This window comes from Streptomyces sp. OZ13 (genome assembly GCF_052068155.1).
GTDB lineage: Bacteria > Actinomycetota > Actinomycetes > Streptomycetales > Streptomycetaceae > Streptomyces.
The window spans coordinates 201,821-226,479 of sequence record NZ_JBQHCZ010000010.1 but is presented as its reverse complement, the minus strand read 5'-3'; the positions used below and the strand labels follow the sequence as shown (position 1 = coordinate 226,479).

Annotated in this window: 25 protein-coding genes; 15 read left to right on the top strand and 10 right to left on the bottom strand. The window is 71.8% G+C overall.

Translation table 11 applies throughout. The features are described from left to right. The first annotated feature begins 15 nt into the window (after positions 1–15). Both pheS and pheT read left to right on the top strand, forming a co-directional pair. Entirely contained in the window at positions 16–1,137 is a 1,122-nt protein-coding gene (gene pheS, locus ACTMTU_RS22955) for a phenylalanine--tRNA ligase subunit alpha (protein ID WP_441265367.1), read from the top strand. Further along, a complete protein-coding gene (gene pheT / locus ACTMTU_RS22950) occupies positions 1,137–3,665 on the top strand; it encodes a phenylalanine--tRNA ligase subunit beta (RefSeq protein ID WP_441265366.1) in 2,529 nt (842 codons plus the stop codon). Before pheS ends, pheT begins: the two co-directional genes overlap by 1 nt. A 192-nt stretch (positions 3,666–3,857) precedes the next feature. On the opposite strand, the gene ACTMTU_RS22945 is transcribed toward pheT, so the two are convergent. The 3 genes from ACTMTU_RS22945 to ACTMTU_RS22935 form a co-directional block, all read right to left on the bottom strand. Further along, on the bottom strand, positions 3,858–4,073 hold the full coding sequence (locus tag ACTMTU_RS22945; protein ID WP_441265365.1) for a hypothetical protein: 216 nt from the start codon (positions 4,071–4,073) through the stop codon (positions 3,858–3,860). A gap of 114 nt (positions 4,074–4,187) precedes the next feature. Beyond that, complete coding sequence (locus ACTMTU_RS22940) at positions 4,188–4,856, bottom strand: DUF1326 domain-containing protein (RefSeq protein WP_441265364.1); 669 nt, start codon at positions 4,854–4,856, stop codon at positions 4,188–4,190. Between the two features lie 130 nt (positions 4,857–4,986). Then, positions 4,987–5,793: a DUF2182 domain-containing protein gene (locus tag ACTMTU_RS22935; RefSeq protein WP_441265363.1), complete on the bottom strand. Its 807-nt coding sequence runs from the start codon at positions 5,791–5,793 to the stop codon at positions 4,987–4,989. A 536-nt stretch (positions 5,794–6,329) separates the two neighbouring features. Between ACTMTU_RS22935 and ACTMTU_RS22930 the strand changes: the two genes are divergently transcribed. Together ACTMTU_RS22930 and ACTMTU_RS22925 are read left to right on the top strand one after the other, a co-directional pair. Beyond that, entirely contained in the window at positions 6,330–7,670 is a 1,341-nt protein-coding gene (locus ACTMTU_RS22930; protein ID WP_441265362.1) for a transcriptional regulator, read from the top strand. 52 nt (positions 7,671–7,722) lie between these two features. After that, positions 7,723–8,253 carry an NUDIX domain-containing protein gene (locus tag ACTMTU_RS22925; protein ID WP_441265361.1) on the top strand — a complete coding sequence of 177 codons (531 nt, stop codon included), beginning with the start codon at positions 7,723–7,725 and terminating at the stop codon, positions 8,251–8,253. Positions 8,254–8,298: 45 nt separating this feature from the next. On the opposite strand, the gene ACTMTU_RS22920 is transcribed toward ACTMTU_RS22925, so the two are convergent. Then, positions 8,299–9,159: a 3-hydroxybutyryl-CoA dehydrogenase gene (locus tag ACTMTU_RS22920; RefSeq protein ID WP_441265360.1), complete on the bottom strand. Its 861-nt coding sequence runs from the start codon at positions 9,157–9,159 to the stop codon at positions 8,299–8,301. A 173-nt stretch (positions 9,160–9,332) separates the two neighbouring features. Here ACTMTU_RS22920 and ACTMTU_RS22915 point away from each other — a divergent pair, with 173 nt between their 5' ends. Further along, positions 9,333–10,592: a glycoside hydrolase family 10 protein gene (locus tag ACTMTU_RS22915; protein WP_441265359.1), complete on the top strand. Its 1,260-nt coding sequence runs from the start codon at positions 9,333–9,335 to the stop codon at positions 10,590–10,592. Positions 10,593–10,606: 14 nt separating this feature from the next. Here the strand turns inward: ACTMTU_RS22915 and ACTMTU_RS22910 are convergent, their stop codons facing one another. Both ACTMTU_RS22910 and ACTMTU_RS22905 read right to left on the bottom strand, forming a co-directional pair. Beyond that, a complete protein-coding gene (locus ACTMTU_RS22910) occupies positions 10,607–10,798 on the bottom strand; it encodes a DUF1918 domain-containing protein (RefSeq protein WP_159693722.1) in 192 nt (63 codons plus the stop codon). A gap of 92 nt (positions 10,799–10,890) precedes the next feature. Next, on the bottom strand, positions 10,891–11,787 hold the full coding sequence (locus ACTMTU_RS22905) for a DMT family transporter (RefSeq protein ID WP_441265358.1): 897 nt from the start codon (positions 11,785–11,787) through the stop codon (positions 10,891–10,893). Between ACTMTU_RS22905 and ACTMTU_RS22900 the strand changes: the two genes are divergently transcribed. Continuing rightward, positions 11,786–13,222 (top strand): PLP-dependent aminotransferase family protein, encoded by a 1,437-nt coding sequence (locus ACTMTU_RS22900; protein WP_441265357.1) that lies wholly within the window; start codon positions 11,786–11,788, stop codon positions 13,220–13,222. The genes ACTMTU_RS22905 and ACTMTU_RS22900 overlap by 2 nt on opposite strands. Before the next feature lie 252 nt (positions 13,223–13,474). After that, positions 13,475–14,050, top strand: coding sequence for a histidine phosphatase family protein (locus ACTMTU_RS22895; RefSeq protein WP_364591176.1), 576 nt, complete (start codon positions 13,475–13,477; stop codon positions 14,048–14,050). 136 nt (positions 14,051–14,186) lie between these two features. Here ACTMTU_RS22895 and ACTMTU_RS22890 read toward each other — a convergent pair whose 3' ends face one another. Both ACTMTU_RS22890 and ACTMTU_RS22885 read right to left on the bottom strand, forming a co-directional pair. Then, on the bottom strand, positions 14,187–14,315 hold the full coding sequence (locus tag ACTMTU_RS22890; protein WP_441265356.1) for a hypothetical protein: 129 nt from the start codon (positions 14,313–14,315) through the stop codon (positions 14,187–14,189). Between the two features lie 58 nt (positions 14,316–14,373). Further along, positions 14,374–15,213 (bottom strand): LysR substrate-binding domain-containing protein, encoded by an 840-nt coding sequence (locus ACTMTU_RS22885; RefSeq protein ID WP_441265355.1) that lies wholly within the window; start codon positions 15,211–15,213, stop codon positions 14,374–14,376. A 59-nt stretch (positions 15,214–15,272) separates the two neighbouring features. Between ACTMTU_RS22885 and ACTMTU_RS22880 the strand changes: the two genes are divergently transcribed. Continuing rightward, on the top strand, positions 15,273–15,677 hold the full coding sequence (locus tag ACTMTU_RS22880; RefSeq protein WP_441265354.1) for a DUF5997 family protein: 405 nt from the start codon (positions 15,273–15,275) through the stop codon (positions 15,675–15,677). Positions 15,678–15,780: 103 nt separating this feature from the next. Here ACTMTU_RS22880 and ACTMTU_RS22875 read toward each other — a convergent pair whose 3' ends face one another. Further along, positions 15,781–16,668, bottom strand: coding sequence for a LysR family transcriptional regulator (locus ACTMTU_RS22875; protein ID WP_441265353.1), 888 nt, complete (start codon positions 16,666–16,668; stop codon positions 15,781–15,783). 154 nt (positions 16,669–16,822) lie between these two features. Between ACTMTU_RS22875 and ACTMTU_RS22870 the strand changes: the two genes are divergently transcribed. Continuing rightward, on the top strand, positions 16,823–17,704 hold the full coding sequence (locus tag ACTMTU_RS22870; protein ID WP_441265422.1) for an EamA family transporter: 882 nt from the start codon (positions 16,823–16,825) through the stop codon (positions 17,702–17,704). 317 nt (positions 17,705–18,021) lie between these two features. Here ACTMTU_RS22870 and ACTMTU_RS22865 read toward each other — a convergent pair whose 3' ends face one another. Then, positions 18,022–18,417 carry a RidA family protein gene (locus tag ACTMTU_RS22865; RefSeq protein WP_441265421.1) on the bottom strand — a complete coding sequence of 132 codons (396 nt, stop codon included), beginning with the start codon at positions 18,415–18,417 and terminating at the stop codon, positions 18,022–18,024. Between the two features lie 137 nt (positions 18,418–18,554). Here ACTMTU_RS22865 and ACTMTU_RS22860 point away from each other — a divergent pair, with 137 nt between their 5' ends. The 6 genes from ACTMTU_RS22860 to ACTMTU_RS22835 all read left to right on the top strand — a co-directional run bounded on the left by ACTMTU_RS22860 (position 18,555) and on the right by ACTMTU_RS22835 (position 24,652). Continuing rightward, on the top strand, positions 18,555–19,529 hold the full coding sequence (locus ACTMTU_RS22860; protein ID WP_441265352.1) for a helix-turn-helix transcriptional regulator: 975 nt from the start codon (positions 18,555–18,557) through the stop codon (positions 19,527–19,529). A 77-nt stretch (positions 19,530–19,606) separates the two neighbouring features. Then, positions 19,607–20,128 carry an ATP-binding protein gene (locus tag ACTMTU_RS22855; protein WP_441265351.1) on the top strand — a complete coding sequence of 174 codons (522 nt, stop codon included), beginning with the start codon at positions 19,607–19,609 and terminating at the stop codon, positions 20,126–20,128. A gap of 225 nt (positions 20,129–20,353) precedes the next feature. Further along, a complete protein-coding gene (argC, locus tag ACTMTU_RS22850) occupies positions 20,354–21,382 on the top strand; it encodes an N-acetyl-gamma-glutamyl-phosphate reductase (protein WP_441265350.1) in 1,029 nt (342 codons plus the stop codon). Continuing rightward, a complete protein-coding gene (argJ, locus tag ACTMTU_RS22845; protein ID WP_441265349.1) occupies positions 21,379–22,530 on the top strand; it encodes a bifunctional glutamate N-acetyltransferase/amino-acid acetyltransferase ArgJ in 1,152 nt (383 codons plus the stop codon). The genes argC and argJ overlap by 4 nt, the downstream gene beginning before the upstream one ends. After that, complete coding sequence (argB, locus tag ACTMTU_RS22840; RefSeq protein ID WP_441265348.1) at positions 22,527–23,432, top strand: acetylglutamate kinase; 906 nt, start codon at positions 22,527–22,529, stop codon at positions 23,430–23,432. Before argJ ends, argB begins: the two co-directional genes overlap by 4 nt. After that, positions 23,429–24,652: an acetylornithine transaminase gene (locus ACTMTU_RS22835; RefSeq protein WP_441265347.1), complete on the top strand. Its 1,224-nt coding sequence runs from the start codon at positions 23,429–23,431 to the stop codon at positions 24,650–24,652. The genes argB and ACTMTU_RS22835 overlap by 4 nt, the downstream gene beginning before the upstream one ends. Positions 24,653–24,659 lie beyond the last annotated feature (7 nt).

The following is a 24,659-nucleotide window of genomic DNA, read 5'->3' as shown; positions in this document are numbered from 1 at the left end:
GAAGTACGGGAAGAGATGTCCGCACCCAATAAGTCGTACGACCCTGTTGAGGTCGAGGCACTGAAACCGGAAGAGATCGAGCGCATGCGGGACGAGGCGCTCGCCGCCTTCGCCGCCGCAGACTCGCTCGAGGCGCTCGCCCACGCGAAGTCCGCGCACACCTCCGGCACCTCGCCGCTCTCCCTCGCCAACCGGGAGATCGGGGCACTGCCGCCGCAGGCCAAGGCCGAGGCCGGCAAGCGCGTGGGCCAGGCCCGCGCCGCCGTCGGCCGCGCGCTCGCCACCCGCCAGACGGAGCTCGAGGCCGAGCGCGACGCCCGGGTGCTCGTCGAGGAGGCCGTCGACGTCACGCTGCCCCACGACCGCGTCCCCGCCGGTGCCCGCCACCCCCTCACCACGCTCTCCGAGCGCATCGAGGACGTCTTCGTGGCCATGGGCTACGAGGTCGCGGAAGGGCCGCAGGCCGAGGCCGAGTGGTTCAACTTCGACGCGCTCAACATCGGCCCCGACCACCCGGCCCGCGGCGAACACGACACCTTCTTCGTGCAGGACGCCGAGGGCGGCGCGGACTCCGGCGTCGTGCTGCGCACCCACACCTCGCCCGTGCAGATCCGCTCACTGATCGACCGCGAGCCGCCGGTCTACGTGATCTGCCCCGGCCGGGTGTACCGCACCGACGAGCTGGACGCCACGCACACCCCCGTCTTCCACCAGGTCGAGCTGCTCGCCGTAGACGAGGGCCTGACCATGGCCGACCTCAAGGGCACCCTCGACCACATGGTCCAGGCGCTGTTCGGCGAGGGCATGAAGACCCGGCTGCGGCCGAACTTCTTCCCCTTCACCGAGCCGTCCGCCGAGATGGACATGGTCTGCTACGTGTGCCGCGGCGAGTCCGTCGGCAACCCCGACCGGCCGTGCCGCACCTGCTCCAGCGAGGGCTGGATCGAGCTCGGCGGCTGCGGAATGGTCAACCCCAAGGTGCTCACCGCCTGCGGCGTCGACCCCGGCAGGTACAGCGGGTTCGCCTTCGGGTTCGGCATCGAGCGGATGCTGATGTTCCGCCACAACGTCGAAGACATGCGAGACATGGTCGAGGGTGACGTCCGGTTCACCCGGCCGTTCGGGATGGAGATCTGATGCGGGTCCCGCTTTCTTGGCTGCGGGAGTACGTCGACCTGCCGGCTACGGAGACCGGCCGTGACGTGCAGGCCAAGCTCATCGCCGCCGGGCTCGAGGTCGAGACCGTCGAGCAGCTCGGCGCGGGGCTCAAGGGCCCGCTCGTCGTCGGCCAGGTGCTGACCATCGAGGAACTGACGGAGTTCAAGAAGCCCATCCGCTTCTGCACCGTCGACGTCGGCCGGGCCAACGGCACCGGCGAGCCGCAGGAGATCGTCTGCGGCGCCCGTAACTTCGCCGTCGGCGACAAGGTCGTCGTGGTCCTCCCCGGCGCCGTGCTGCCCGGCGACTTCGCCATCGCCGCACGCAAGACGTACGGCCGGACGTCCCACGGCATGATCTGCTCCGGCGACGAGCTCGGCATGGGCGACGACGGCAGCGGCGGCATCATCGTGCTCCCGCCCGAGCACGAGGTCGGCACCGACGCGATCAAGCTCCTCGAACTCGTCGACGAGGTCCTCGACATCGCCGTCACCCCCGACCGCGGCTACGCCCTGTCCATGCGCGGCGTCGCCCGCGAGACGGCCACCGCCTACGGCCTGCCGCTGCGCGACCCGGCGCTGCTCGACGTGCCCGGACCCAACTCGTACGGCTACGGCGTCAAGGTGGCCGACCCGATCGGCTGCGACAGCTTCACCGCGCGCACCGTCGTCGGCCTCGAGCCGGAGGCCCGCTCCCCGATCTGGCTGCAGCGCCGGCTGCAGAAGGCCGGGATGCGCCCGATCTCGCTCGCCGTCGACATCACCAACTACGTGATGCTCGAGCTCGGCCAGCCGCTGCACGCCTACGACCGCTCCCGCCTCGACGGGCCGATCGGGGTGCGCCGCGCGGAGCCCGGCGAGAAGCTCACCACCCTCGACGGCACCACCCGCGTCCTCGACGCCGAGGACCTCGTCATCACCGACGACCGCGGGCCCATCGGCCTCGCGGGCGTCATGGGCGGGGCGAACACCGAGATCGCCGACGCGGCTCCCGACCCGGAGACCGGCCGGATCAACGGCACCACCGACGTCGTCATCGAGGCCGCGCACTTCGACCCGGTCGCCATCGCCCGGACCGCGCGCCGGCACAAGCTGTCGTCCGAGGCGTCCAAGCGTTTCGAGCGCGGCGTCGACCCGCAGGCCGCCGCGGCGGCCGCGCAGCGCACCGTCGACCTGCTGGTGCTCCTCGCCGGCGGCACGGCGGAGGGCGGCGTCACCCAGGTCGTCGCCCCCAGCGCCCCGCGCACCATTGCCATGCCGGCGGACCACCCCGACCGCGTCGCGGGTGTCACCTACGGCCGCGAGACCGTGGTGCGCCGCCTCCAGGAGGTCGGCTGCGACGTCTACGGGCAGGACGACCTCGTCGTCACCGTCCCCTCGTGGCGGCCCGACCTCGCAGAGCCCAACGACCTCGCCGAAGAGGTCATCCGGCTCGAGGGCTACGAGAACCTCCCCTCGACCCTGCCCACCCCGCCGTCCGGCCGCGGTCTCACCGCACGCCAGCGGCTGCACCGCCGGGTCGGCCGCGCGCTCGCCGGCGCCGGCTACGTCGAGGCGCCGAACTACCCCTTCATCGGCGAACCGGTTCTCGACCAGCTCGGCCTGGAGGCCGACGACGCCCGCCGCCGGGTCGTCAAGCTCGTCAACCCGCTCTCCGACGAGGAGCCGGCGCTGCGCACCACGCTGCTGCCCGGACTCCTCGGCGCCCTGCGGCGCAACGACGGGCGCGGCAGCCACGACCTGGCGCTCTTCGAAACCGGTCTCGTCTTCCGCCCGACGGGCGAGGAGCGGCCGGCGGTCACGCCGCCGGTGGACCGCAGGCCCACCGACGAGGAGATCGCCTCGCTGAACGCGGCGCTGCCGCGTCAGCCGCGCCGCGTCGCCGTCGTCCTCGCGGGCGCCCGCGAGCAGGACGGCTGGTGGGGCAAGGGCCGCCCGGCCGACTGGGCCGACGCGATCGAGGCCGGCCGGGTCGTCGCCCGCGAGGCGGGCGTCGAGCTGACGATCCGCGCCGACCAGCACGCGCCGTGGCACCCCGGCCGCTGCGCCGCGCTGTACGCGACGGTGGACGGCGAGGAGACCCTCGTCGGCCACGCGGGCGAACTGCACCCGCGCGTCGTCAAGGCGCTGCACCTGCCGGACCGCACCTGCGCGACGGAGCTGGAGCTCGACGTTCTGGAGCAGGCGTCGACCGGCGTCGTCCAGGCCCCGCGGATCTCCACCTTCCCGGTGGCCACGCAGGACGTCGCGCTCATCGTCGCGAACGATGTGCCCGCGGCCGACGTCGAATCCGCCCTGCGCGAGGGCGCGGGCCAACTGCTGGAGTCCATCCGGCTGTTCGACGTCTTCACGGGCGAGCAGATCGGCGAGGGCCACAAGTCGCTCGCGTACGCGCTGCGCTTCCGCGCGGCGGACCGCACGCTGACCGTCGACGAGGCGTCGGCCGCGCGTGACGCGGCGGTGTCGCTGGCGACGGAGCGCACGGGAGCGGTGCTGCGGGGCGCGTGAGCTGTACCGCGTGTTGTGGAAGGGCCCGCCCGGGGCGATCCGGGCGGGCCCTTCCGCGTGGCGGGGGCGGGGTGGTGCCCGCGGCGGGCCCTCACGACTTCTCGCCCGGCCGGCCACCGGTTCCTTGGGCGGTCACGCGCCGTTGACGTCGATCGCGTGGCCGCGACGCGGTGCGGGTCGCCAGGGGTGTCCTCAGGCGCGAGGACGGATCGCCCCCGAGCGGCAGACCAGCGTGTGCGACAGGCGCGAGGCGACCGGGGCGGGATGCGCGACCAGCACGTCGGTCAGGTCATCGCGCAACTCCGCTACCTCGCCGGACCTCCAGTAGTAGTGCTTCCAGCCGTGCGGCACCGGTCCCATCCTGGTCAGGTCGGCCGGGCGCCCGTAGGCGCGCAGCGGTGCAGGCACGACGGTTCCGGCCTCCGGCGGGCCGCGCCGGCAGGGGCGAGCGCACACCCGGCCGTGCAGCGCCTCACAGGCGGGCAGCCGTGGGGTCTCGCGGAGACCGACGATCGCGTCGTTTCAGCCGGACTGTTCGTCCGGGCCGCTCCAGTCGAAGGGGAAGTGCTTGCTCGACTTCCCCGAGCGCTCCCAGGTGAAGCCGTAGGCGTCGGCGCGGTCGGTGGTGGCCCGTCCCCAGGTCGCGATCTGGCCGGGCCCGACCTCGGCGCCGGGTGGGTTGTGCACCTGTACGCGTGCGCCCTCCGGAGTGGTCGGCCCGGTCAGCGCCTCGGCGCGTGCCGTTACCCGCCCGGGGATCTCCGCACGCCAGGCGCCCAGGTCCTCGTCGATCTCGATCCGGATGGGAGCGAACTCCATGCCCCGCATCTCGGGGCCGAACATCTCACCGAACTCCGCGGGCCATCCGCCCGCCTCACCGCCGAAGATGCTCTGAAGGGCGGCGCGCTGCCGCTCGTCGGCGCGCTCGTCGAAGAACACCGCGGCGTACGCGTCGGTGTGCTCGCGGGCCCATGCGTTGCCGACGAAGGAGCCGAGCATCAGCACGTTGAGATCGTCCAGCCGCACGTCGCCGAAGGTGCCTTCCCGGATGTGCCAGGCCAGCACGCCCTCGCAGTCGCCGTAGGTGGGGGGCTGGGCGAACGTGCAGGGGCACGGAATGGCGCACTTGCACACGTCGAACCAGTCGCCGGTCAGGTGCCAGCGCGTACCGGTGGTGGCCTGTTCAGTCATCTCGCTTCCCTCCTGACGAGCCCGTACGAGCTCACTGGGAGTGGCGAGACCGGGTGTCCCGAGCGCGCTCTCGGGTTCGGGAAGCGGCCTCCATTCCAGAGTGCGCCTTACCGGCCCAGGAGGAAAACGGCTACATCGCGGGCTCGGACATGTGGAGGCCGGGCAGCAGCCATTCCTGGAAGGGTGCGAGTGCGGCCAGGACCAGGAAGGCGATGCCGACCGCCCAGGTGAGCCATGGGCCCCACCGCCACAGCTTCTCCAGGAAGATGACCGCCGCCAGGGCGGCCATGGCCGCCACGTTCATCACGCCGAGCGGGAGGAGGACGATCATCAGGCCCCAGCAGCAGCCCACACAGTAGAGCCCGTGATGCGCTCCCACGCGCAGATCGCGGGCCCACGGCCGGAAGCGCGCGTACCGGACGAGGTGCGACAGCGGATTGCGGCAGTGCAGCAGACATACGCGCTTCAGCGGCCCGAACTGGTACAGCCCCGCGAGCAGGAACGCGGCGGCACCCAGCCAGCGGCCTGCCTCGGGACGGCCGTCCACCAGCGTCGCGGTCGCTGCCAATGCCCCGTACGCGACCAGACCGAATGCCGTCCAGGCGATCAGATAGCCCCCGGCGAACTGGGCGATCCGAGCAGCGCGGGCGGCGCCGGCCGACTGCCGGCCGATCGCCCGCGCCCAGGTGATCGCCACCGGCGCCATGGACGGGAACATCATGGCGACCATCATGGTCACCCACAGCAGCAGGAAGAGCGGCAGCGCCAGACCCATGGTTCCCGGCTCCATGGCCATGTCGTGGGACTGGGCGACAGTGAGTACCCATGCCGACGCGGCGAGCAGGGCCATGAGGATCCAGGCGGCAGCGAGATCACGCCGCGGCAGGAGGTTGCCCGACTGTGCCGGCGAGGGGGCGGCAATGTGGCGGTGCAGCATGGAGTTCCTCCCAGGAGGCCGTCCCGCCGCCCGCTGCGACCGCCCGGCGCTTCACCACGGGCTCGCGACTGCCGCATCACCGCTGTCGGCCGCGAGATGACGGACCTGCCCGACTCCTCCAGCACAGCACAGAAACATGCGCTGGAGAAGCCGGGCCGGGTCCGGACCGCCGCCACCTGCCACCCCCACCCGCCCCGCCACGCGAAACGGCGCGGGCCGGAGGGGGAAGCCGGTCCGCGCCGTGCGAGGGGCGGGCCGGTAAGGGTCCGATGGACCGGCCGGGCCGCCCGCGGCCGGCGTCGCCCGCCCTGCCGCGGAGTGTCGGGCAGATCAGCAGGACGGACGACGCGATCGGGGCCGCCGCACTGTACGAGGGGGAGCCGGCGGCCCGGCCGCCTCTGTGAGAGGCAGTTCAGTCAACCGGCCCCGGCCGCACGCCGGGAGCGCACGCAAGGCGTGGAAAAGCGCACTTGTTTCACACCCCGTGCGAAACGGTCTCCACTACCCTGAGCGGACGCAAGTCACCGGAGGTGGCCGTGCAGCCGAACACCCTTCTCGACGCCCTGCTCGAAGAGGCGGGCTTCTCCCACGCGGGCCTCGCCGCCCGAGTCAACCGGGCGGGCTCGGCCAGGGGGCTGTCGTTGCGCTACGAACACACCGCGGTGGCACGGTGGTTGAAGGGCCAGCGGCCCCGCGGCCGGGTTCCCGATCTGATCTGCGAGGTGCTCGCGGAGCGGTTGCAGCGTGCGGTCACTCTCGACGACGTGGGGCTCGGCGTACCGGACGCGCCCGCCTCGCCCCGGGGTTCGTCGCTGTCCGGGTTCGTGGAGCGGGCCACCGCCCTGTGGCGCTTCGACGCCCAGCAGCGGTCCGGGGACGCGGGTGCGCCCGCGGTCACCGGCACTCCCGCGGTGATGCCGGTGTGGGAGTGGGAGAACCCGCCGGAGGACTCGGACGTCTCACGCGACGGACGCACCCGCGTCGACATGTCCGACATACAGATACTCAGATCCGCCCGCGCGCACTACGAGTTGATGTACCGGCGCGCCGGCGGCATCGCGACCCGCTCGCGTGTCGTCGGCTTCCTCCACGCGGAGACGGCGCCGCTTCTGCGCGGCTCGTACGGCGACGCTCTCGGCCGCCAACTGCACCGCGCCGCCGGTGGTTTGGTGGCGGTGGCCGGCATCTGCGCCTACGACTCCGACGCGCAGGGCCCGGCGCAGCGCTACTTCCATCAGGCGCTGCGGCTGGCCAAGGCGAGCGGTGACCGGGGGCTCGGCGCGTATGTGATCGCGCTGCTGGTCAACCAGTCGCTGTTCATGTCGGAGCACCGGCAGGCGGTCGCCTTCACGGAGGCGGCGCTGCGGACGGCGGGCCGGCGGATCACTCCGGCGCTGGCTGCCGACCTGTACGCCATGCAGGCCAAGGCGTACGCGCACCTGGGGGACGGACCGAGCGCGCGGCGCTGCATCGCGCGTGCCGAGTCGGAGGCCGAGCGGATCCGTCCCGGCCACGAGCCGGACGAGACCGGTTACGTCCAGCCGGGTCTGGTCAACGTCCAGGTGGCGGAGGCGCTGCTCGGTCTGGGGGAGCTGGCGGCGGCGAGGGAGCACGCGGCTGCCGCCGTCGGCACGCCGGCGCACGACCGTGGCCGGGTGCACCGGCTCGCCATGCTCAGTCAGATCGAGCTGCGCCAGGGCGAGGTGGACCGTGCGGCGCGGACGGCTGCGGAGATGGTGGAACGTGCCCGGGGGATGGAGTCGCAGCGGCTGAGGGACCGGATGCGGGCGGTGCGCGAGCACCTGGCGGCGAGCGGCTGCGCCGGTGCGGAGGAGGCCGCAGAACTCATCGACGGTGCGCTCCGCGTTCCCCTCTGACCGAGCTCCTGCTGCCATGTTGGCCATCTACTTGTCGGAAGGTGGCAGAAACGTGCAGTGGACGAACTTGAGCGAACAAACCGTGTACGAGAACCGGTGGTTCAGGGTCAACCTCGCGGATGTCGAGCTGCCCGACGGCCGGCACCTGGACCATTTCCTGATCCGTCTCCGCCCTGTCGCCGTCGCGACCGTGGTCAACGACGCCAACGAGGTGCTGATGCTGTGGCGGCACCGTTTCATCACCGACAGCTGGGGCTGGGAACTCGCCGCGGGCGTCGTCGAGGACGGCGAGGACGTGGCGGCAGCGGCGGCGAGGGAGATGGAGGAGGAGACGGGCTGGCGGCCCGGTCCCCTCCAGCACCTGATGACAGTGGAGCCGTCCAACGGCCTCACCGACGCCCGCCACCACCTCTACTGGGCCGAGGAGGCCGCCTACACGGGGCACCCGGAGGACGACTTCGAGTCCTCGCGCCGCGAGTGGATACCGCTGAAGCTGGTGCCCGACATGATCGCCCGGGGCGAGGTCCCGGCCGCCGCGATGGCGGCCGGGCTGCTGATGCTGCACCACCTGCGGCTCACCTGAGGCCGGGTCGGTGGCGGTTCAGGAGTGCCGGCTCGGTGGCGGGGTTCAGGAGTACGTGTAGAAGCCGGAGCCCGTCTTGCGGCCGAGCCGGCCCGCGTCCACCATCCGCTGGAGCAGCGGGGGAGCGGCGTACAGCGGCTCCTTGTACTCCGTGTACATGCTGTCGGCGACCGAGGCCACGGTGTCGAGGCCGATCAGGTCGGACAGCTTCAGCGGCCCCATGGGATGGGCGCAGCCCATCTCCATGCCGTTGTCGATGTCCTCGCGCGACGCGATGCCGGACTCGAACATCCGGATCGCCGAGAGGAGGTACGGGATGAGCAGCGCGTTGACCACGAAGCCCGAGCGGTCCTGGGCGCGGATCGGGTGCTTGTCCAGCACCTGCTGCACCACGGCCTCCGAGCGCTTGATGGTCTCCTCGGAGGTGGTCAGCGCCGGGATCAGCTCGACGAGCCTCTGCACCGGGGCCGGGTTGAAGAAGTGGATGCCGATGACCTGGTCCGGACGGGAGGTCGCGACGGCCAGCTTCACCAGCGGGATCGAGGAGGTGTTGGAGGCGAGGATCGCGTCCTGACGCGTCACCACCTGGTCCAGCACCTGGAAGATCTCCGTCTTGACCTGCTCGTTCTCCACCACGGCCTCGATGACGAGATCGCGGTCGGCGAACTCCCCGAGGTCGGTCGTGAAGCTCAGCCTGTCCAGGGTGGCGTCCCGCTCCTCGTCCGTGATCTTGCCGCGTTCGGCGGCCTTGGAGAGGGAGTTGAACAACCGGGTGCGACCGATCTCCAGAGCCTCGCCCGTGGTCTCGGCCACCTTCACCTCGAGGCCGCTGCGGGCGCACACCTCCGCGATGCCCGCGCCCATCTGGCCGCAACCCACCACTCCGACGCGTGCAATGTCGGCCATTGAGTCCGTCACCTCGTGCCTTTCGCTGATCTTTCTGTCGGCAGGTCCCCCGTATGGTTCCGGCGCCCGCCCGACGCCCCGACGTTACTCCGAACGCGTGGGTGGCCGAGCGCCCGGGGCGGGCATGCTCTGCGGATACGACGGCGGACACCGAGCCCGACAGGGGTGGAAATATGGGGCGAATCGGTAGAAGAGGGTTCGTGGTGACGGCTGCGGGGGCGCTCGCCGCGTTCGCGACAGCCGGTGACGCGGCGGCCCGAGTCCCCGCGGCGGCGTCCCACGGACGGGGGCGCGGCCGCCGATCCGGGCGCGAGTTCCGCGGGATGTGGCTCGCCACCGTGGGCAACCGTGACTGGCCCTCCCGGCCCGGCCTCACGGCCGACCGGCAGCGGGCGGAGCTGCTCGCCTACTTCGACACCGCCGTGGAGCGCCGGCTGAACGCAGTGGTCCTCCAGGTGCGGCCCACGGCGGACGCGCTGTGGCCGTCGCCGCACGAGCCGTGGAGCCAGTATCTGACCGGGGCCCAGGGGCAGGACCCGGGCTGGGACCCGCTCGGCACGGCCGTGCGGGAGGCCCACCGGCGAGGGCTGGAGCTGCATGCCTGGTTCAATCCGTACCGGGTGGCCAGTCACACCGACCCCTCTCGTCTCGTCGAGAATCATCCCGCCCGGCTGCACCCGGACTGGATCGTCGCGTACGGCGGGAAGCTCTACTACGACCCGGGCATCCCGGAGGTCCGGCGCTTCGTCGAGGACGCGATGATGGACGCGGTGGTCCGCTACGACATCGACGCCGTCCACTTCGACGACTACTTCTACCCGTATCCGGTGCCCGACCAGGTCTTCGACGACGACGCGACCTTCGCCCGGTACGGCGACGGGTTCGCCGACAAGGCGGCCTGGCGGCGCGACAACATCAACCGGCTGGTGCGGGAGATGGCGGCCAGGATCAAGGCCGCGAAGAAGCACGTCCGCTTCGGGATCAGCCCGTTCGGCGTATGGCGCAACGCCACCACGGACCCGCTGGGATCCCGTACGGCGGCCGGTGTGCAGACCTACGACGACCTGCACGCGGACACCCGCCGCTGGGTCAAGGAGGGGTGGATCGACTACGTCGTCCCCCAGGTCTACTGGAACATGGGCTTCCCGCCCGCGGACTACGAGGCGCTCGTGCCCTGGTGGGCGGAGGTCGCGGACGGCACCGGCGTCGACCTCTTCATCGGGGAGGCCCTGTACAAGGTGGGCGTGGCGGGGCAGCCGGAGGCCTGGCACGACCCGGCCGAGCTCTCGCGGCATCTGACGTACGCGAAGCGGTACCCGGCGGTGGGCGGGCACTGCTACTTCTCGGCGATGGAGGTCGTGGCGGACCCGATCGGGGCGATGACCAGGGTGGTGGCCGACCACTACCCGACCAGGGTCCGGCCGCCGGCCTGACGCGCCGGGTGGCGTCAGGTCTTCTCGTGGTGCCTGACGACGGTGTCGGGTCCGGGGGACATCAGCGCTTCGTGCCCGTCCTCGAAGCGGACGCGGAACGGCGGATTGCCTTCGGACCCCAGCACCTCGACGACTTCGGCGACCTTGTCGTGCTGGCCCACGGTCCTGCCGTGCACCAGCAGCGTGTCGCCCACGTTCGCTTGCATCGCGACTGACCTCCTCTGAGCGGCTCTATCTATGGATTTGTCCGTTTTCTCGAGTCTACGGCCGAGGGAGTGCACCGCGCCTCAGGTGCGCCTCAGGTACGGGAACGCTGGGTGACGGCGATGCAGACCAGGACGGCCACGGCCGCGAGCGGCGCCGCGGGGGAGAGCTCCTCACCCAGCAGCAGCACCGACCAGACGAGCGTCAGCAGCGGCTGGGCGAGCTGGAGCTGACTGGCCCTGGTGATCCCGATGCCGGCCATGCCCCGGTACCAGACGTACAGCCCGAAGAACGTGGATCCGGCGGCCACCCAGACCAGCCCGATCACACCGCGCACACCGAGGTGGACCGGCTCGTACGCCAGGGCGACGGCCGATCCGGCGACGGCCGGCGGCAGGCAGAGGATCAGGGCCCAGCCGATCACCTGCCAGCCCGGCATCAGCCGTGCGAGCCGGCCGCCCTCCGTGTAGCCCGCGGCACAGACCAGCAGCGCGCCGAACAGATACAGATCTCCGATGTGCAGCGCGCCGCCGCTCTGCTGCACCGTGAACGCGATCACGACCGCGGCGCCCGCGAGCGCCGCGGCCCAGAACGTCCGGGACGGCCGGCGGCCCGTACGCAGTGCGGCGAACGCGGCGGTGGTCAGGGGCAGCAGGCCGACCACCACGGCGGCGTGCGACGAGGTCGAAGTCTGGAGCGCGAGCGTCGTCAGCAACGGGAAACCCACCACCACGCCGGCGGCGACCGTCGCCAGGGAGGCCCAGTGGCGGCGGTCGGGCAGCGGGACGCGGAGCGCCAGAAGGAACGTGCCCGCGATGGTCGCGGCGAGAGCGCTGCGCACGGCGACCAGCGACCAGGGGCCGAAACTCTCGAGCCCCCAGACCGTGGACGGGAACGTCAGGGAGAAGGCGACGACGCCCAGCGCGGCGAGAAGTGTGCCGCTGCTGACTGCTATCGAGCCGGTGCCGGTAGCGCTATCCTGTGCTGTCATGCAAGAGCGTAGCAGTGTGGCCGAATTGGTGCGGTCACTGAAAGCAGAGCTCGACCGCTACCCGATGGGTGGAAAGCTGCCGTCAAGCCGTGCCCTCGTCGAGCGCTTCAGGGTGTCCCCGGTGACCGTGTCCCGCGCTCTCGCGCAGCTCGCCGCGGAAGGTCTCGTCGTGACCCGGCCCGGCGCCGGCGTGTACCGGGCGGAGCCGCGGCCCGACGTGCGCCCCGTGGGCGACACCTCCTGGCAGGAGGTGGCCCTCAGCGCCGACGCCGCGGCCGAGATCGTGCCGCGGGCGGTCGACGCCTCCGGCGTGCTCGTCACCCTCGCCGCCCCGCCGCCGGGTGTCGTCGAGTTCAACGGCGGCTACCTGCACCCCGGCCTCCAGCCGGAGAGCGCCATGGCGGCCGCACTCGCCCGTGCCGGCCGGCGTCCCGGAGCATGGGGCCGTCCGCCCACCGACGGGCTCCCCGAACTGCGTGAATGGTTCGCCCGCGGTCTCGGCGGCTCCGTCACCGCCGCCGACGGACTGGTCACCGCGGGCGGCCAGTCGGCGCTGACCACCGCCTTGCGTGCGCTCGCACCGCCCGGCGCGCCCGTCCTCGTCGAGTCGCCCACCTATCCGGGCATGCTCGCCATCGCCCGCGCCGCCGGCCTGCGGCCCGTTCCCGTCCCGCTCGACACCGAAGGTGTCCGGCCCGAACTGCTCACCGCCGCCTTCCGGGCCACCGGCGCGCGGGTCCTCGTCTGCCAGCCGCTGTTCCAGAACCCGACCGGTGCGGTGCTGGCACCCGCGCGGCGTGGCGCCGTTCTGCGCATCGCGCGAGAGGCCGGGGCGTTCGTCGTCGAGGACGACTTCGCCCGCCGGCTCGTCCACGAGGACGCGGGACCGCTGCCGCCTCCGCTGGTCGCCGACGACCAGGACGGAGTCGTCGTCCACGTGAGCTCGCTCACCAAGGCGACCTCGCCCAGCCTGCGGGTGGGGATGCTCGCCGCCCGCGGGCCGGTCCTCGAACGGCTCCGCGCCATCCATGTCGTCGACAGTTTCTTCGTCCCCCGCCCCCTCCAGGAAGCGGCCCTGGAGCTGGTGGGCGCGCCCGCATGGAGCCGTCATCTGCGCGGCGTCGCCGCCGAACTGAAGAGCCGACGGGACACCATGACCGCAGCGCTGCGGCTCCAGGTGCCCGATCTCGCCCTTCCCCACATCCCCTCCGGCGGCTACCACCTGTGGCTGCGGCTGCCGGAGGGCAGCGAGGAGTCCGCCTTCGTCGCCGCCGCCCTCCGCGCCGGCGTCGCCGTCGCACCGGGCCGTCCGTACTTCTCCGCCGAACCCCCCGGCGGACACGTGCGGGTGAGTTTCGCGGGCGTCGCCGGCGCGGCCGAGATCGCCGAAGGGGTGCACAGGCTGCGTACCGCCTGCGACGAAGTGCTGCGCTGAAACCGTACGGTCGGGCACCGTCTCCGCTCGCGTGGGTGCTCCTTCGTCGGTGCGGCAGGCCTCTCCGCTTGGCGGCCGTGCCTCACGTGAGCCGGACCGATCCGCACGGTCCGGCGGCCCGACCCTGCGGGCGCCGGTGCCGGGCGGGGGGCTGAAGCGGAGAGTCACCGGGGGAACCGTACGGCGCTCTCCCGGTGCGCCCGCCCACGGGAAACCCTTGACCTGCGAGGCTCCGGCCAGCACCATCACGCCATGAGTGTCCGGGTCACACTGATCGCCGCCGCGCGCACGTCCTCGCTGCTCACCGAGCGCTTCGACGACGACCGGCCGCTCGACCAGGCGGGCTGGCACGAAGTGCAGCTCGCCGCCCACGCACTCGTGCCGCTCAGCGCCGCGGAGCTTCGCTACTGCTCGCCGACGCCGCGCAGCCGGGCAACTGGGGAGGCCCTGGGCTTCGCGCCCCTGGCACAGCCCGCGCTGCGCGACTGCGACATGGGCCGCTGGCGCGGCTACACCCTCGCGGAGGTCACAGCCAGGGAGCCCGCCGCCGTCGACGCGTGGCTCTGCGACCCGCGCAGCGCGCCGCACGGCGGCGAACCACTGCTCGCGTTCATCTCCCGCATAGGGGGCTGGCTGGACACCCGCCCGGCGGACGACGGAGGCTCGATCGTCGCCGTCGCGGAGCCCGCAGTGGTCCGGGCCGCTTTCGTGTACGCGCTGCGGGCGCACCCCTCGATGTACTGGAACGTGGACGTCCGACCGCTGTCGACGGTGACCCTGACCGGTGTGCCCGGCCGCTGGAGCCTGCGCCTGGAGGCGGTCGCCTGAACGCGGCCCCGGCGCGGCCCGCCGGCGCCGGACGCCCCGTTTCCTGCCGCCTTTTACGGCTTTACGGTTTCGGTGCCGGGCCCGGCCGATCGAGCAGCACGAAACCCTCGCGGTCGGCCTCGGGTCGAACGCCGGGTCATCGCCAGAAGTGTCCCGACCACACACCGCACACCGCCGTGACGATTCCGAGCCGGCGGGCGCCGCGCCGCGCGATGAGCAGGCCGATCACGGCCACGGTGATCCCCGGATCCTCCTTCACCAGCATCGGCGTCAGCGCTCGGGGGTGCTCCGACGGCCCCGGCCGCCGCCGGCTCGCCGGTCCGCTACGAGCTGCGGCGCGGCTTGCCGCGCCTGCTGCCCTTCGCGCCGGCGGAACCGCTCCGCGGCCGCTTTCCGGCAGCGCTGCCCGCGGCCTTGCCCGCCGTCCGGCCGCCCGAGGACTTTCCGCCCGACGACTTACCGGACGTCTTTCCGCCCGAGGTCTTCGCGCCGGTGGCCTTCCGCCGTGCGTCGCCCGCCTCGGGACGCTTGCCCTTCGGCTGTTCCTGGGCCGGGCGGCCGCGTGAGCTGTTGACGGTCCGGCCCCTGACGATGCCGATGAACTGCTCCACGAGATCGGTGGTCCCGTCCTCCGGCCAGGACAGGGCGACACGCGACACCGGGGCGTCGGAGACCGGCCGGTAGGTGAGGTCCTTGCGGTGGTGCAGCCGGGCCAGCGACTGCGGCACGACGAGCACTCCCACTCCCGCCGCCACCAGTTCGACGGCGTCCGCCGTCGAGGCGGGACGCTCCATCGCGGGCAGCCCCGGCAGGCGCTCCCATTCGAGGGTGTCGTCGAGGGGGTGCAGGACGATGTCTTCGGCGAGGTCCTCGGCGGTCACCTCGTCGACGGCGGCCACGGCGTGGTCCTTCTGGACCACCACCACCGTGGTCTCGGTGTAGAGGGGGATCGCGCTGAGATCGGTCCGGTCGATCGGCGACCGCACGAAACCGGCGTCGGCGTCGCCGCTTCGCAGCATCCCGGGAGCTTCGGCCGCGGAGACGGCGACGAGGGTCAACGGGACGTCCGGGAGCCGCTCGTGCCAGATCCGTACCCACTTGGTCGGCGTCACGCCGGGGACGTACGCGAGCCGGAACGAAGGGGATGTGTCGGAGCCTGTCACTCCGCCAGGTTACCGGTCGTGGTCAGAGGCATCGAACACCTCTCGATACCCTTGACACCATGACGTCGCACCAGACCACCCAGACGATGAAGCCCGCAACAGCGGCGAAGAAGCTGGGTGTGTACCTTCCGGCCACGCCCACCGAGTTCCAGGAGGGTGTCGTCTCGCGCAACGAGCTCAATGCTCTGCAGGCCGACCCGCCCCAGTGGCTGCTGGACCTGCGCCGCGACGGGCCGCACCCCCGGCCGGTGGTCGCGGCGAAGCTGGGCGTCTCCATCGCCGGCCTCGCGCGGGGCGGAGTCACCGAGGCCCTGACCACGGAGCAGATCGACGAGCTGAAGCGGGAGATGCCGGACTGGCTGCGGCAGGAGCGCGCCACCCAGGCCGAGGTCCGCAAGGAAGCCGCCCGCATCAAGGAGAAGAACGCGGCGAGGGCCGAGCAGGCCGGCGAGCGGCGATCCTGACCTGACCTCCGCCACTGAGCGGCGGTGGTCGCCGGCGAACCGCTCTGTCGCGGCGGATCGGGCGCCCCGCCCGCGCCGGTCCGGTCGAGGAACTCTCGGTTCCTCATTCCGTGCCGAGCGCGGCCGGGATGTCGAGGACGGTGAGGAAGGCGGTCGCCGCGGGCGTGCGGCCGACGCGGTTCCAGACGACGTATTCGACGCGGGCCGGCGCGTCGGAGACCTCGATGGTGGTCACGCCGGTGAGCTGGGGCACGTAGGCGGCCGGGAGCATGGCGATGCCGAGGCCCTGCCCGACCAGTCGGGCCATGAAGTCCGCGGTGGTCACTTCGAAGGCGACGTCGCGGCTGAGACCGGCGGCCGTGAAGGCCTGGTCGGACTGGATCCTTCCGGCCGTTCCGGCCGGCAGGTCCACGAACACCTCGGAAGAGAGCCTGCGCAGGTCGACCGTCGGTTCGTCGGCGAGAGGGTGGTCCGGCGCGACCACGGCAACGAGCCGGCCACGGGCGAGTTCGTGGGCGGCGACACCCTGAGGCCGCGCCGTGGTCGGCAGCCCGAGGAAGGCCACGTCGATGACCCCCTGCTCGACCTGCTTGGCCAGGTCCTCGCTCGCGCCAACGCGCAGGCCGATGCGTACGTGCGGGTACCGCCCGCGGAAGTCGCGCAGCGCGGCGGGGACATCGACCGCGGCGACCGTGGGGATCAGGCCCACGGCGAGCCGTCCGCGTACCTCGCCGACAGCCGCGGCCACCTCGGCGGCCGCGCGCTCGGCGGCGTCCAGGCACTGGCGGGCGGCGGGGAGGAACGCCGCGCCGGCCGGTGTCAGCCGCACCCGGCGGCTGGTGCGCTCGAAGAGCCTCGCGCCGAGTTCCTGTTCCAGACGGGCGACCTGGTGGCTGAGGGCGGACTGGACCACATGACACCGTTCGGCGGCGCGGGTGAAGCTGTTCGTCTCGGCCACGGCGACGACGTAGCGCATCTGCTGGAGCTCCATGGATCTATCGTGAATCGAGATCGGTGGAGTGACAAGCATGTGTTGGACTCATTGATCGCAGCCGGACGAGACTGCGGGTGTGACAAGTCCAGGAGCACAGAGAGTCCTTGACCGGACCGGCAGCGGTGTCAGCAGTGTTTCCCGTGGAGGAAACCTGCCGCGGAGCGTCCTGACCGCGCTCGCTCCATTGGCGTGGGGCACGACCTATGTCGTCACCACCGAGCTCCTCCCGCCCGGACACCCCCTGTTCGCGGGACTCCTGCGCGCGTTGCCCGCCGGTCTGATCGCACTGGCCATCACCCGGACGCTGCCGCGTGGCGCGTGGTGGTGGAAGGCCGCGGTGCTCGGAGTGCTGAACATCGGGCTGTTCTTCCCGCTTTTGTTCATCGCGGCCGAACGCCTGCCGGGAGGTGTCGCCGCCACCTTGGCGGCCGCGCAGCCGCTCGTCGTCGCGGTCCTCGCGGTGCCGGTCCTTCGCGAGGGCCTGTCCCCGTGGCGCCTCTTCTGGGGAGCGACCGGGGTCGTGGGCGTCGGACTGGTGGTGATCGGGCCGAACGCGGCGTTCGACGGCCTCGGCGTCGTGGCGGGCCTGGCGAGCGCGGCCACGATGGCGCTGGGGGTGACGCTCACCAAGCGCTGGGGACGCCCGGCCGAGGCCGGTCCCACCGCCTTCGCCGGCTGGCAGCTCACCGCGGGAGGCCTGTTCCTGGTGCCCGTCACCTTCCTCGCGGAGGGGGCACCTCCTCACGTCGACCCGGCCGCCGCACTCGGCTACCTCTGGCTGGGTCTGGTCGGCGGCCTGGCCGCCTATGTCCTGTGGTTCCGCGGCATCGCGACGCTGCCCGTCACCTCTGTCGCGGTGCTCGTCCTGCTGTCGCCGCTGGTCGCCGCGGTCCTCGGCGCCGTCCTGCTCGGCGAGACGTTCGGGCCGGTCCAGCTCGCGGGGTTCGGCCTCTCGCTCGCCGCGATCGTCGCGGGGCAGCTCCCCGCCCCCGCCCGCTCACGGGCCGGTGTCGCGACCTCCCGCCGGGAGTGACCTGTGGACGAGGACTGCCGCCGTCCTCAGCGGCCGCCGGCAGCCGCCGGACCGCGGGGTTCACACGGGTGACCCGCAGACTGGGCAGCCTTGAGGCAGCCGTGGGAAAGGGCGTCGCCGTGAAACCCGGTCAACAGGTCGACGCCAGACGTACGTCGAGCAGCATGCGGACGTCCGGTGCCGTACGGGTTGCAGGAAGGACCCGCCGTCGAGGCCAATGACGCCGCGCGTCACGGTTCTCGGCACCAAAAATCACCGGTGTGCCTGCCGCTCGTGCCGGTTCGACCGGCACGAGCAGCGGAGGCGGCGAGGTCGCGTCACGCGACGGCGGTCCCCTCGAGTTCCACCATCTGGCCGGGGATCGCCAGCCGCGTCACCCCGAGCATCGTGGTGGTCGGCGCCACCCTCGCGGCGCCCAGCCGCGCCGCCAGCACGCCGTAGTGCTGGAACAGCAGATCGACGTCGGTCGTGTAGACGTTGAGCCGGACCAGGTTCGCGAGAGACATGCCGGCCTCGGCGAGCACGGCCTCCACGTTGTCGGTACTCAGCCCCAACTGGGCCGCCATGTCACCGTCATGCTGGGGCTTGCCGTCGTCGCTCATCGCGGTCTGCCCGGAGATGTACAGGGTCCGGGTGTGCCCGGAGACGACCTCGCCCTGGTTGAAACCCAGGTCCAGCGACCACGTCACCGGGTTGACGGCCGTTCGTTCCATTGCCACATCAGGCTCCGTTCGATTCATGGGGAGTACGGACGTCCATCGGCTCGGTAGCCGCCGACTTCGCCGTCGTGTCGAGGAGCCTCGCAGCGAATCACGACACCCATGGTCATGTATTTCGATAAAGTTCTCGTATGCGCGCCGACCGGTTGGTCTCGCTGGTGCTGCTGCTGCGTCAGCGCGGTCGGCTGACCGCGGACACGCTCGCCCGCGAGCTGGAGGTATCCACTCGCACCGTGCTGCGCGACATCGAGGCACTGTCCGCGGCCGGCGTCCCGGTCTACGCCGAACGCGGCCGGCACGGCGGGTTCGCGCTGGCGCCCGGTTTCCGGACCGAGCTCACCGGTCTGAACCGTGACGAGGCCCTTGCCCTGTTGACCGCCGGAACGGGGCGCGGCGAGCAGGTCTTCGGCCTCGGCTCGGCCCTCGCTTCGGCCGTGCGGAAGGTGGTCGACGCGCTGCCCGAGAACCACCGGGCCACCGCGAGCGACGCGGCTCAGCGATTTCTCGTCGACCCGGAGACCGACCTGCTCTCGCGTCGGCTGGTCACCGAGGAGGTACCGGGCACCACGATGATCGAGGTCCGGCGCGCGGTGCTCGCCGGACACAAGCTGCGCATCCACTACGCGGCGACAGGCCAGGCACCGCAGTGGCGCACGGTGGACCCGATCGGCCTGGTCACCGTACGAGACCGGGGCTACTTGCTGGCCACGAGATCCGGTGAGGACCGCACCTACCGGCTGTCGCGGGTGCTGGCCGCGGAGGAACTCCCCGAAACGGCACAGCGGCCGAACCGGGTGGATCTGGACCGGATCTGGCGGGAACGCTCCGCGCAGTTCCTCTCCGGCGGCGACCACATCACCGTGCTGGTACGGGTGAACCCGGCGCGGCGGGAGGAACTGCTGGACACCGCGCTGGCCGTCCGCGCGGAAGGCCCCGACGCAGACGGCCGGCTGCGGCTGGAGGTGACGTTTCAGGATTCACGGCACGCCGAATGGGCGCTGTGGCAGCTCGGTACGGACGCGGAAGCCCTGGCCCCGCAGTCGTTGCGCACCTCCCTGCGCGACCGCGCCGCCGCCATTGCCGCCCGCTACGGCGAGTCGTTGTGAGAGTTGTCGCCCTCCGCGCGCTGCTGCCGATGCGCTCCACCCGAGCCCGCGGCCCGCACGGCGCTAGCGTGGGGACCATGATCGTATGGCTCAACGGCACCCACGGGGCAGGCAAGACGACGACCAGTGCACTCGTGCAGCAACTGATCCCGGATTCAAGGGTGTTCGACGCCGAGAAGGTCGGCGAGACACTCATGGACATCACGCCGGGGCTGCCCTGGACGGGCAACTTCCAGCACTGGCCACCGTGGCGGCCGCTCGTGGTCGAGACCGCCCGCCGCGTACTCGACTACACCGGCGGCACTCTGGTGATGCCCATGACCGTCCTGGTCGAGCAGTACTGGCGCGAGATCAGCGCGGGCCTCGCCCAACATGCCGTCCCGGTGCATCACTTCGTCCTCCACGCCGACCAGGACACCCTTCGCCGGCGTATCGAGGGGGACACGTTCCTCGGCCCCTCCCCCTTCCGTCTGCAACACCTCGAGCCCTACGCCGAGGCGGCCCGCACGTGGTTGCACGACGAGGCCGAGGTCGTCGACACCACGCACCTCACGCCCGCCCAGGCCGCTCTGCGGATCGCGGAGGCCGTCAAGCGGTGAGGCCGACCGCGAAAGCAGGCGCAGGTGGTTCGGTTGTCGCGCTCGCCGGAGCCGGGCTCGTGTCAGGTCGTTCTCAGGAGCCGGAAAAGGGGCAGGCCGGCGCGCCGGCGGCAACTGGTAGCGATCGACTGCTCACTCACAGCCGCTCGGATCCCGGCGTACTCCACCTGATTGCATAAACCTGCATAGCTGCGTATAGTCATGCCATCGATGAGGAGGATTTCGATGACCGTACGAGCAGCAGTGGCAGGGGCGAGCGGGTACGCGGGCGGAGAGCTGCTCCGGCTGCTCCTGGCACACCCCGAGGTCGAGATCGGCGCCCTCACCGGCAACTCCAACGCCGGCCGGCCCCTCGGCACCATGCAGCCGCACCTGCTGCCCCTGGCCGACCGCGTGCTCATGCCGACCACCGCCGAGGTGCTCTCCGGGCACGACGTCGTGTTCCTCGCGCTCCCGCACGGGGAGTCCGCCGCCGTCGCCGAGCAACTCGGCCACGACGTGCTGGTCATCGACATGGGGGCCGACTTCCGGCTGAAGGACGCCGCCGACTGGGAGCAGTTCTACGGCTCCGAGCACGCCGGCACCTGGCCCTACGGCCTGCCGGAACTGCCGGGCGCCCGCGCCGCGCTGGAGGGGTCCAGGCGTGTCGCGGTGCCCGGCTGCTATCCCACCGCCGTCTCGCTCGCGCTGTTCCCCGCGTACCAGGCGGGAATCGCCGAGCCGGAAGCGGTGATCACCGCCGCCACCGGGACCTCCGGCGCCGGCAAGGCGCTCAAGCCGCATCTGCTCGGCTCCGAGGTCATGGGCTCCATGAGCCCCTACGGCGTCGGCGGCGGCCACCGCCACACCCCCGAGATGATCCAGAACCTGAGCGCGGTCGCGGGGGAGCGGGTCACCGTGTCGTTCACGCCCACCCTCGCGCCCATGGCCCGCGGCATCCTCGCCACCTGCTCCGTCAAGGCGAAACCGGGCACGACGGCGCACGACGTGCGGGCCGCGTACGAGAAGGCGCTGGCCGACGAGGAGTTCGTGTATCTGCTGCCCGAGGGGCAGTGGCCCGCCACCGCCTCCGTGTACGGGTCGAACGCCGTGCAGATCCAGGTCGCGTACGACGAGAACGCCGGCCGCGTCATCGCCATCAGCGCCATCGACAACCTCACCAAGGGCACCGCCGGCGGCGCGGTGCAGAGCATGAACATCGCCCTCGGACTCCCCGAGAGCACCGGTCTTTCCACGATTGGAGTTGCGCCGTGAGCGTGACCGCAGCGAAGGGATTCACGGCAGCGGGCATCGCCGCCGGGATCAAGGCGAACGGCAACCCGGACCTGGCCCTCGTGGTCAACACCGGGCCCCGCCGCGCCGCCGCCGGTGTCTTCACCTCCAACCGTGTCAAGGCCGCGCCCGTCCTGTGGTCCGAGCAGGTCCTCACCGGCGGTGAGGTCAGTGCGGTGGTCCTCAACTCCGGTGGCGCCAACGCTTGTACGGGCCCGAAGGGCTTCCAGGACACCCACGCCACCGCGGAGAAGGTCGCCGAGGTGCTCGGGCACAGCGCCGGCGAGGTGGCCGTCGCGTCCACCGGCCTGATCGGCGTCCTGCTCCCCATGGACAAGCTGCTCCCCGGCGTCGAACAGGCCGCCGCCCAGCTCTCCGAGCACGGCGGCGAGAAGGCCGCCATCGCCATCAAGACCACGGACACCGTCCACAAGACCGCGGTCGCCCAGGGCGACGGCTGGACCGTCGGCGGCATGGCCAAGGGCGCCGGCATGCTCGCACCGGGCCTCGCCACGATGCTCGTCGTCCTCACCACCGACGCCGACCTCGAGCCCGCCACCCTGGACAAGGCACTGCGCGACGCCACCCGGCAGACCTTCGACCGGGTCGACTCCGACGGCTGCATGTCCACCAACGACACCGTGCTGCTCCTCGCCTCCGGCGCGAGCACGATCACCCCCCGCTACGAGGAGTTCGCCGAGGCCGTACGGGCCGTCTGCGACGACCTCGGCCGGCAGCTGATCGGCGACGCGGAGGGCGCGAGCAAGGACATCAAGATCGAGGTGATCAACGCGGCCACCGAGGACGACGCCGTCGAGGTCGGCCGCTCCATCGCCCGCAACAACCTCCTCAAGTGCGCCATCCACGGCGAGGACCCCAACTGGGGCCGGGTCCTGTCCGCCATCGGTACCACCCGTGCCGCGTTCGAGCCGGACCGGCTGAACGTCGCCATCAACGACGTCTGGGTCTGCAGGAACGGCTCGGTCGGCGAGGACCGCGACCTCGTCGACATGCGCTACCGCGAGGTCCGGATCACCGCCGACCTCGCCGCCGGCACCGAGTCCGCGGTCATCTGGACCAACGACCTCACCGCCGACTACGTCCACGAGAACAGCGCGTACAGCTCATGAGCACGACCAGGAAGCACACCGCGCTGCCCAAGGCACAGATCCTCATCGAGGCCCTGCCGTGGCTGACCCGCCACAACGGCAAGACCGTCGTCATCAAGTTCGGCGGAAACGCCATGATCGACGAGGACCTCAAGGCGGCCTTCGCCCAGGACGTCGTCTTCCTGCGCCATGCCGGCCTCAAGCCGGTCGTGGTGCACGGCGGCGGACCGCAGATCTCCGCGGCGCTCGACCGGCACGGGCTGGTCAGCGAGTTCAAGGCGGGCCTGCGGGTCACCACCCCGGAGGCGATGGACGTCGTACGGATGGTGCTCGCCGGGCAGGTCCAGCGCGAACTGGTCGGCCTGCTCAACCAGCACGGCCCGTTCGCCGTCGGCCTCACCGGCGAGGACGCCCACACCATCACCGCGACCAAGCACCAGCCGCAGATCGACGGCGAGTTCGTCGACATCGGCCGGGTCGGCGAGATCACCGACATCGACACCGGCGCCATCACGGCGCTCCTCGCCGACGGCCGGATCCCGGTCATCTCCTCGATCGCGCGCTCACAGGACGACGGACATGTCTACAACGTCAATGCTGATACGGCGGCTGCGGCACTCGCTGCGGCGTTGGGCGCAGAGACCCTGATGGTCCTCACCGACGTCGAGGGCCTCTACGAGGACTGGCCCGACAGCGACGAGGTGATCAGCCGGCTCACCGCCACCCAGCTGGAGAAACTGCTGCCGGAGCTGTCCAGCGGCATGGTCCCCAAGATGGAGGGCTGCCTGCACGCCGTGCGCAACGGGGTCAACACCGCCCGTGTGATCGACGGCCGCGTCCAGCACTCGATCCTGCTGGAGATCTTCACGGACGAAGGCATCGGCACCATGGTCGTGCCCGACGAGGTACAGGGGGAAGCATGAACGGCAACGGGAACGAGCAGCTCGCCCAGCGGTGGCAGGACGTCATGTCCGACAACTACGGCACGCCGAAGCTGTCGCTGGTCCGCGGCGAGGGCTCCAAGGTCTGGGACGCGGACGGCACCGAGTACACCGACTTCGTCGGCGGCATCGCCGTCAACGCGCTCGGCCACGCGCATCCCGCCGTCGTCGAGGCCGTCACCCGCCAGATCTCCCGTCTCGGCCACGTCTCCAACCTGTACGTCGCGGAGCCGCCCGTCGCCCTCGCCGAGCGGCTTCTCCAGCTCTTCGGCCGGCCGGGCAGGGTCTACTTCGCCAACTCCGGTGCCGAGGCGAACGAAGCCGCCTTCAAGATCGGCCGGCTGACGGGCCGCAAGCACATGGTCGCCACCACCGGAGGGTTCCACGGACGGACGATGGGCGCCCTCGCGCTCACCGGACAGCCCGCGAAGCAGGACCCGTTCCTGCCGCTGCCGTCGGACGTCACGCACGTCCCGTACGGCGACGTGGAGGCGCTGCGCGCCGCGGTCAGCGAGGACACCGCCTTCGTGATCATCGAGCCGATCCAGGGCGAGAACGGCGTGGTCGTGCCGCCCAAGGGCTACCTCGAGGCCGCCCGCGAGATCACCCGCGCCACCGGCACGCTGCTCGTCCTCGACGAGGTCCAGACCGGCATCGGACGCACCGGCCACTGGTTCGAGCACCAGGCGCACCAAGGCGTCGAGCCCGACATCGTCACCCTGGCCAAGGGCCTCGGCGGCGGGCTGCCCATCGGCGCGACCGTCGTCTTCGGTGACGCGGCGGAGCTGCTGAAGCCCGGCCACCACGGCACCACGTTCGGCGGGAACCCGGTCGCGTGTGCGGCCGGACTCGCCGTCCTCGACACGCTGGCGGCCGACGGAGCGCTCGACACCGTCAAGCGGCTGGGCGAGAAGCTGCGCGGGGAAATCGAGGGTCTCGGGCATCCGCTGGTCTCCCACGTCCGCGGCAGCGGCCTGCTGCTGGGTATCGTGCTCACCGGGCCCCTCGCACCGAAGGTGCAGCAGGCGGCCCAGGATGCAGGGTTCCTGGTGAACGCCCCCGCGCCCGATGTCGTACGGCTCATGCCGGCACTGACCGTCGCGGACGCGGAGGTGGACGCGTTCCTCCATGCGCTGCCCGGCATCCTCGAAGCGAGCACGCCGGCCACGGCGGGCAACGGGGAAGGACGATCCGGGGAATGAGACGACG

Bases quoted from the DNA above. Each gene is read 5' to 3' on its own strand.
- ACTMTU_RS22920 (WP_441265360.1), bottom strand. From the start codon at position 9,159: ATGGCCGACATTGCACGCGTCGGAGTGGTGGGTTGCGGCCAGATGGGC.
- ACTMTU_RS22880 (WP_441265354.1), top strand. From the start codon at position 15,273: ATGACGTCGCACCAGACCACCCAGACGATGAAGCCCGCAACAGCGGCG.
- ACTMTU_RS22890 (WP_441265356.1), bottom strand. From the start codon at position 14,315: ATGCTGGTGAAGGAGGATCCGGGGATCACCGTGGCCGTGATCGGCCTG.
- pheT (WP_441265366.1), top strand. From the start codon at position 1,137: ATGCGGGTCCCGCTTTCTTGGCTGCGGGAGTACGTCGACCTGCCGGCT.
- ACTMTU_RS22915 (WP_441265359.1), top strand. From the start codon at position 9,333: ATGGGGCGAATCGGTAGAAGAGGGTTCGTGGTGACGGCTGCGGGGGCG.
- ACTMTU_RS22835 (WP_441265347.1), top strand. From the start codon at position 23,429: ATGAACGGCAACGGGAACGAGCAGCTCGCCCAGCGGTGGCAGGACGTC.
- ACTMTU_RS22865 (WP_441265421.1), bottom strand. From the start codon at position 18,417: ATGGAACGAACGGCCGTCAACCCGGTGACGTGGTCGCTGGACCTGGGT.
- ACTMTU_RS22940 (WP_441265364.1), bottom strand. From the start codon at position 4,856: ATGACTGAACAGGCCACCACCGGTACGCGCTGGCACCTGACCGGCGAC.
- ACTMTU_RS22895 (WP_364591176.1), top strand. From the start codon at position 13,475: ATGAGTGTCCGGGTCACACTGATCGCCGCCGCGCGCACGTCCTCGCTG.
- ACTMTU_RS22900 (WP_441265357.1), top strand. From the start codon at position 11,786: ATGCAAGAGCGTAGCAGTGTGGCCGAATTGGTGCGGTCACTGAAAGCA.
- ACTMTU_RS22855 (WP_441265351.1), top strand. From the start codon at position 19,607: ATGATCGTATGGCTCAACGGCACCCACGGGGCAGGCAAGACGACGACC.
- pheS (WP_441265367.1), top strand. From the start codon at position 16: ATGTCCGCACCCAATAAGTCGTACGACCCTGTTGAGGTCGAGGCACTG.
- argC (WP_441265350.1), top strand. From the start codon at position 20,354: ATGACCGTACGAGCAGCAGTGGCAGGGGCGAGCGGGTACGCGGGCGGA.
- ACTMTU_RS22905 (WP_441265358.1), bottom strand. From the start codon at position 11,787: ATGACAGCACAGGATAGCGCTACCGGCACCGGCTCGATAGCAGTCAGC.
- ACTMTU_RS22875 (WP_441265353.1), bottom strand. From the start codon at position 16,668: ATGGAGCTCCAGCAGATGCGCTACGTCGTCGCCGTGGCCGAGACGAAC.
- ACTMTU_RS22910 (WP_159693722.1), bottom strand. From the start codon at position 10,798: ATGCAAGCGAACGTGGGCGACACGCTGCTGGTGCACGGCAGGACCGTG.
- ACTMTU_RS22860 (WP_441265352.1), top strand. From the start codon at position 18,555: ATGCGCGCCGACCGGTTGGTCTCGCTGGTGCTGCTGCTGCGTCAGCGC.
- ACTMTU_RS22935 (WP_441265363.1), bottom strand. From the start codon at position 5,793: ATGCTGCACCGCCACATTGCCGCCCCCTCGCCGGCACAGTCGGGCAAC.
- argB (WP_441265348.1), top strand. From the start codon at position 22,527: ATGAGCACGACCAGGAAGCACACCGCGCTGCCCAAGGCACAGATCCTC.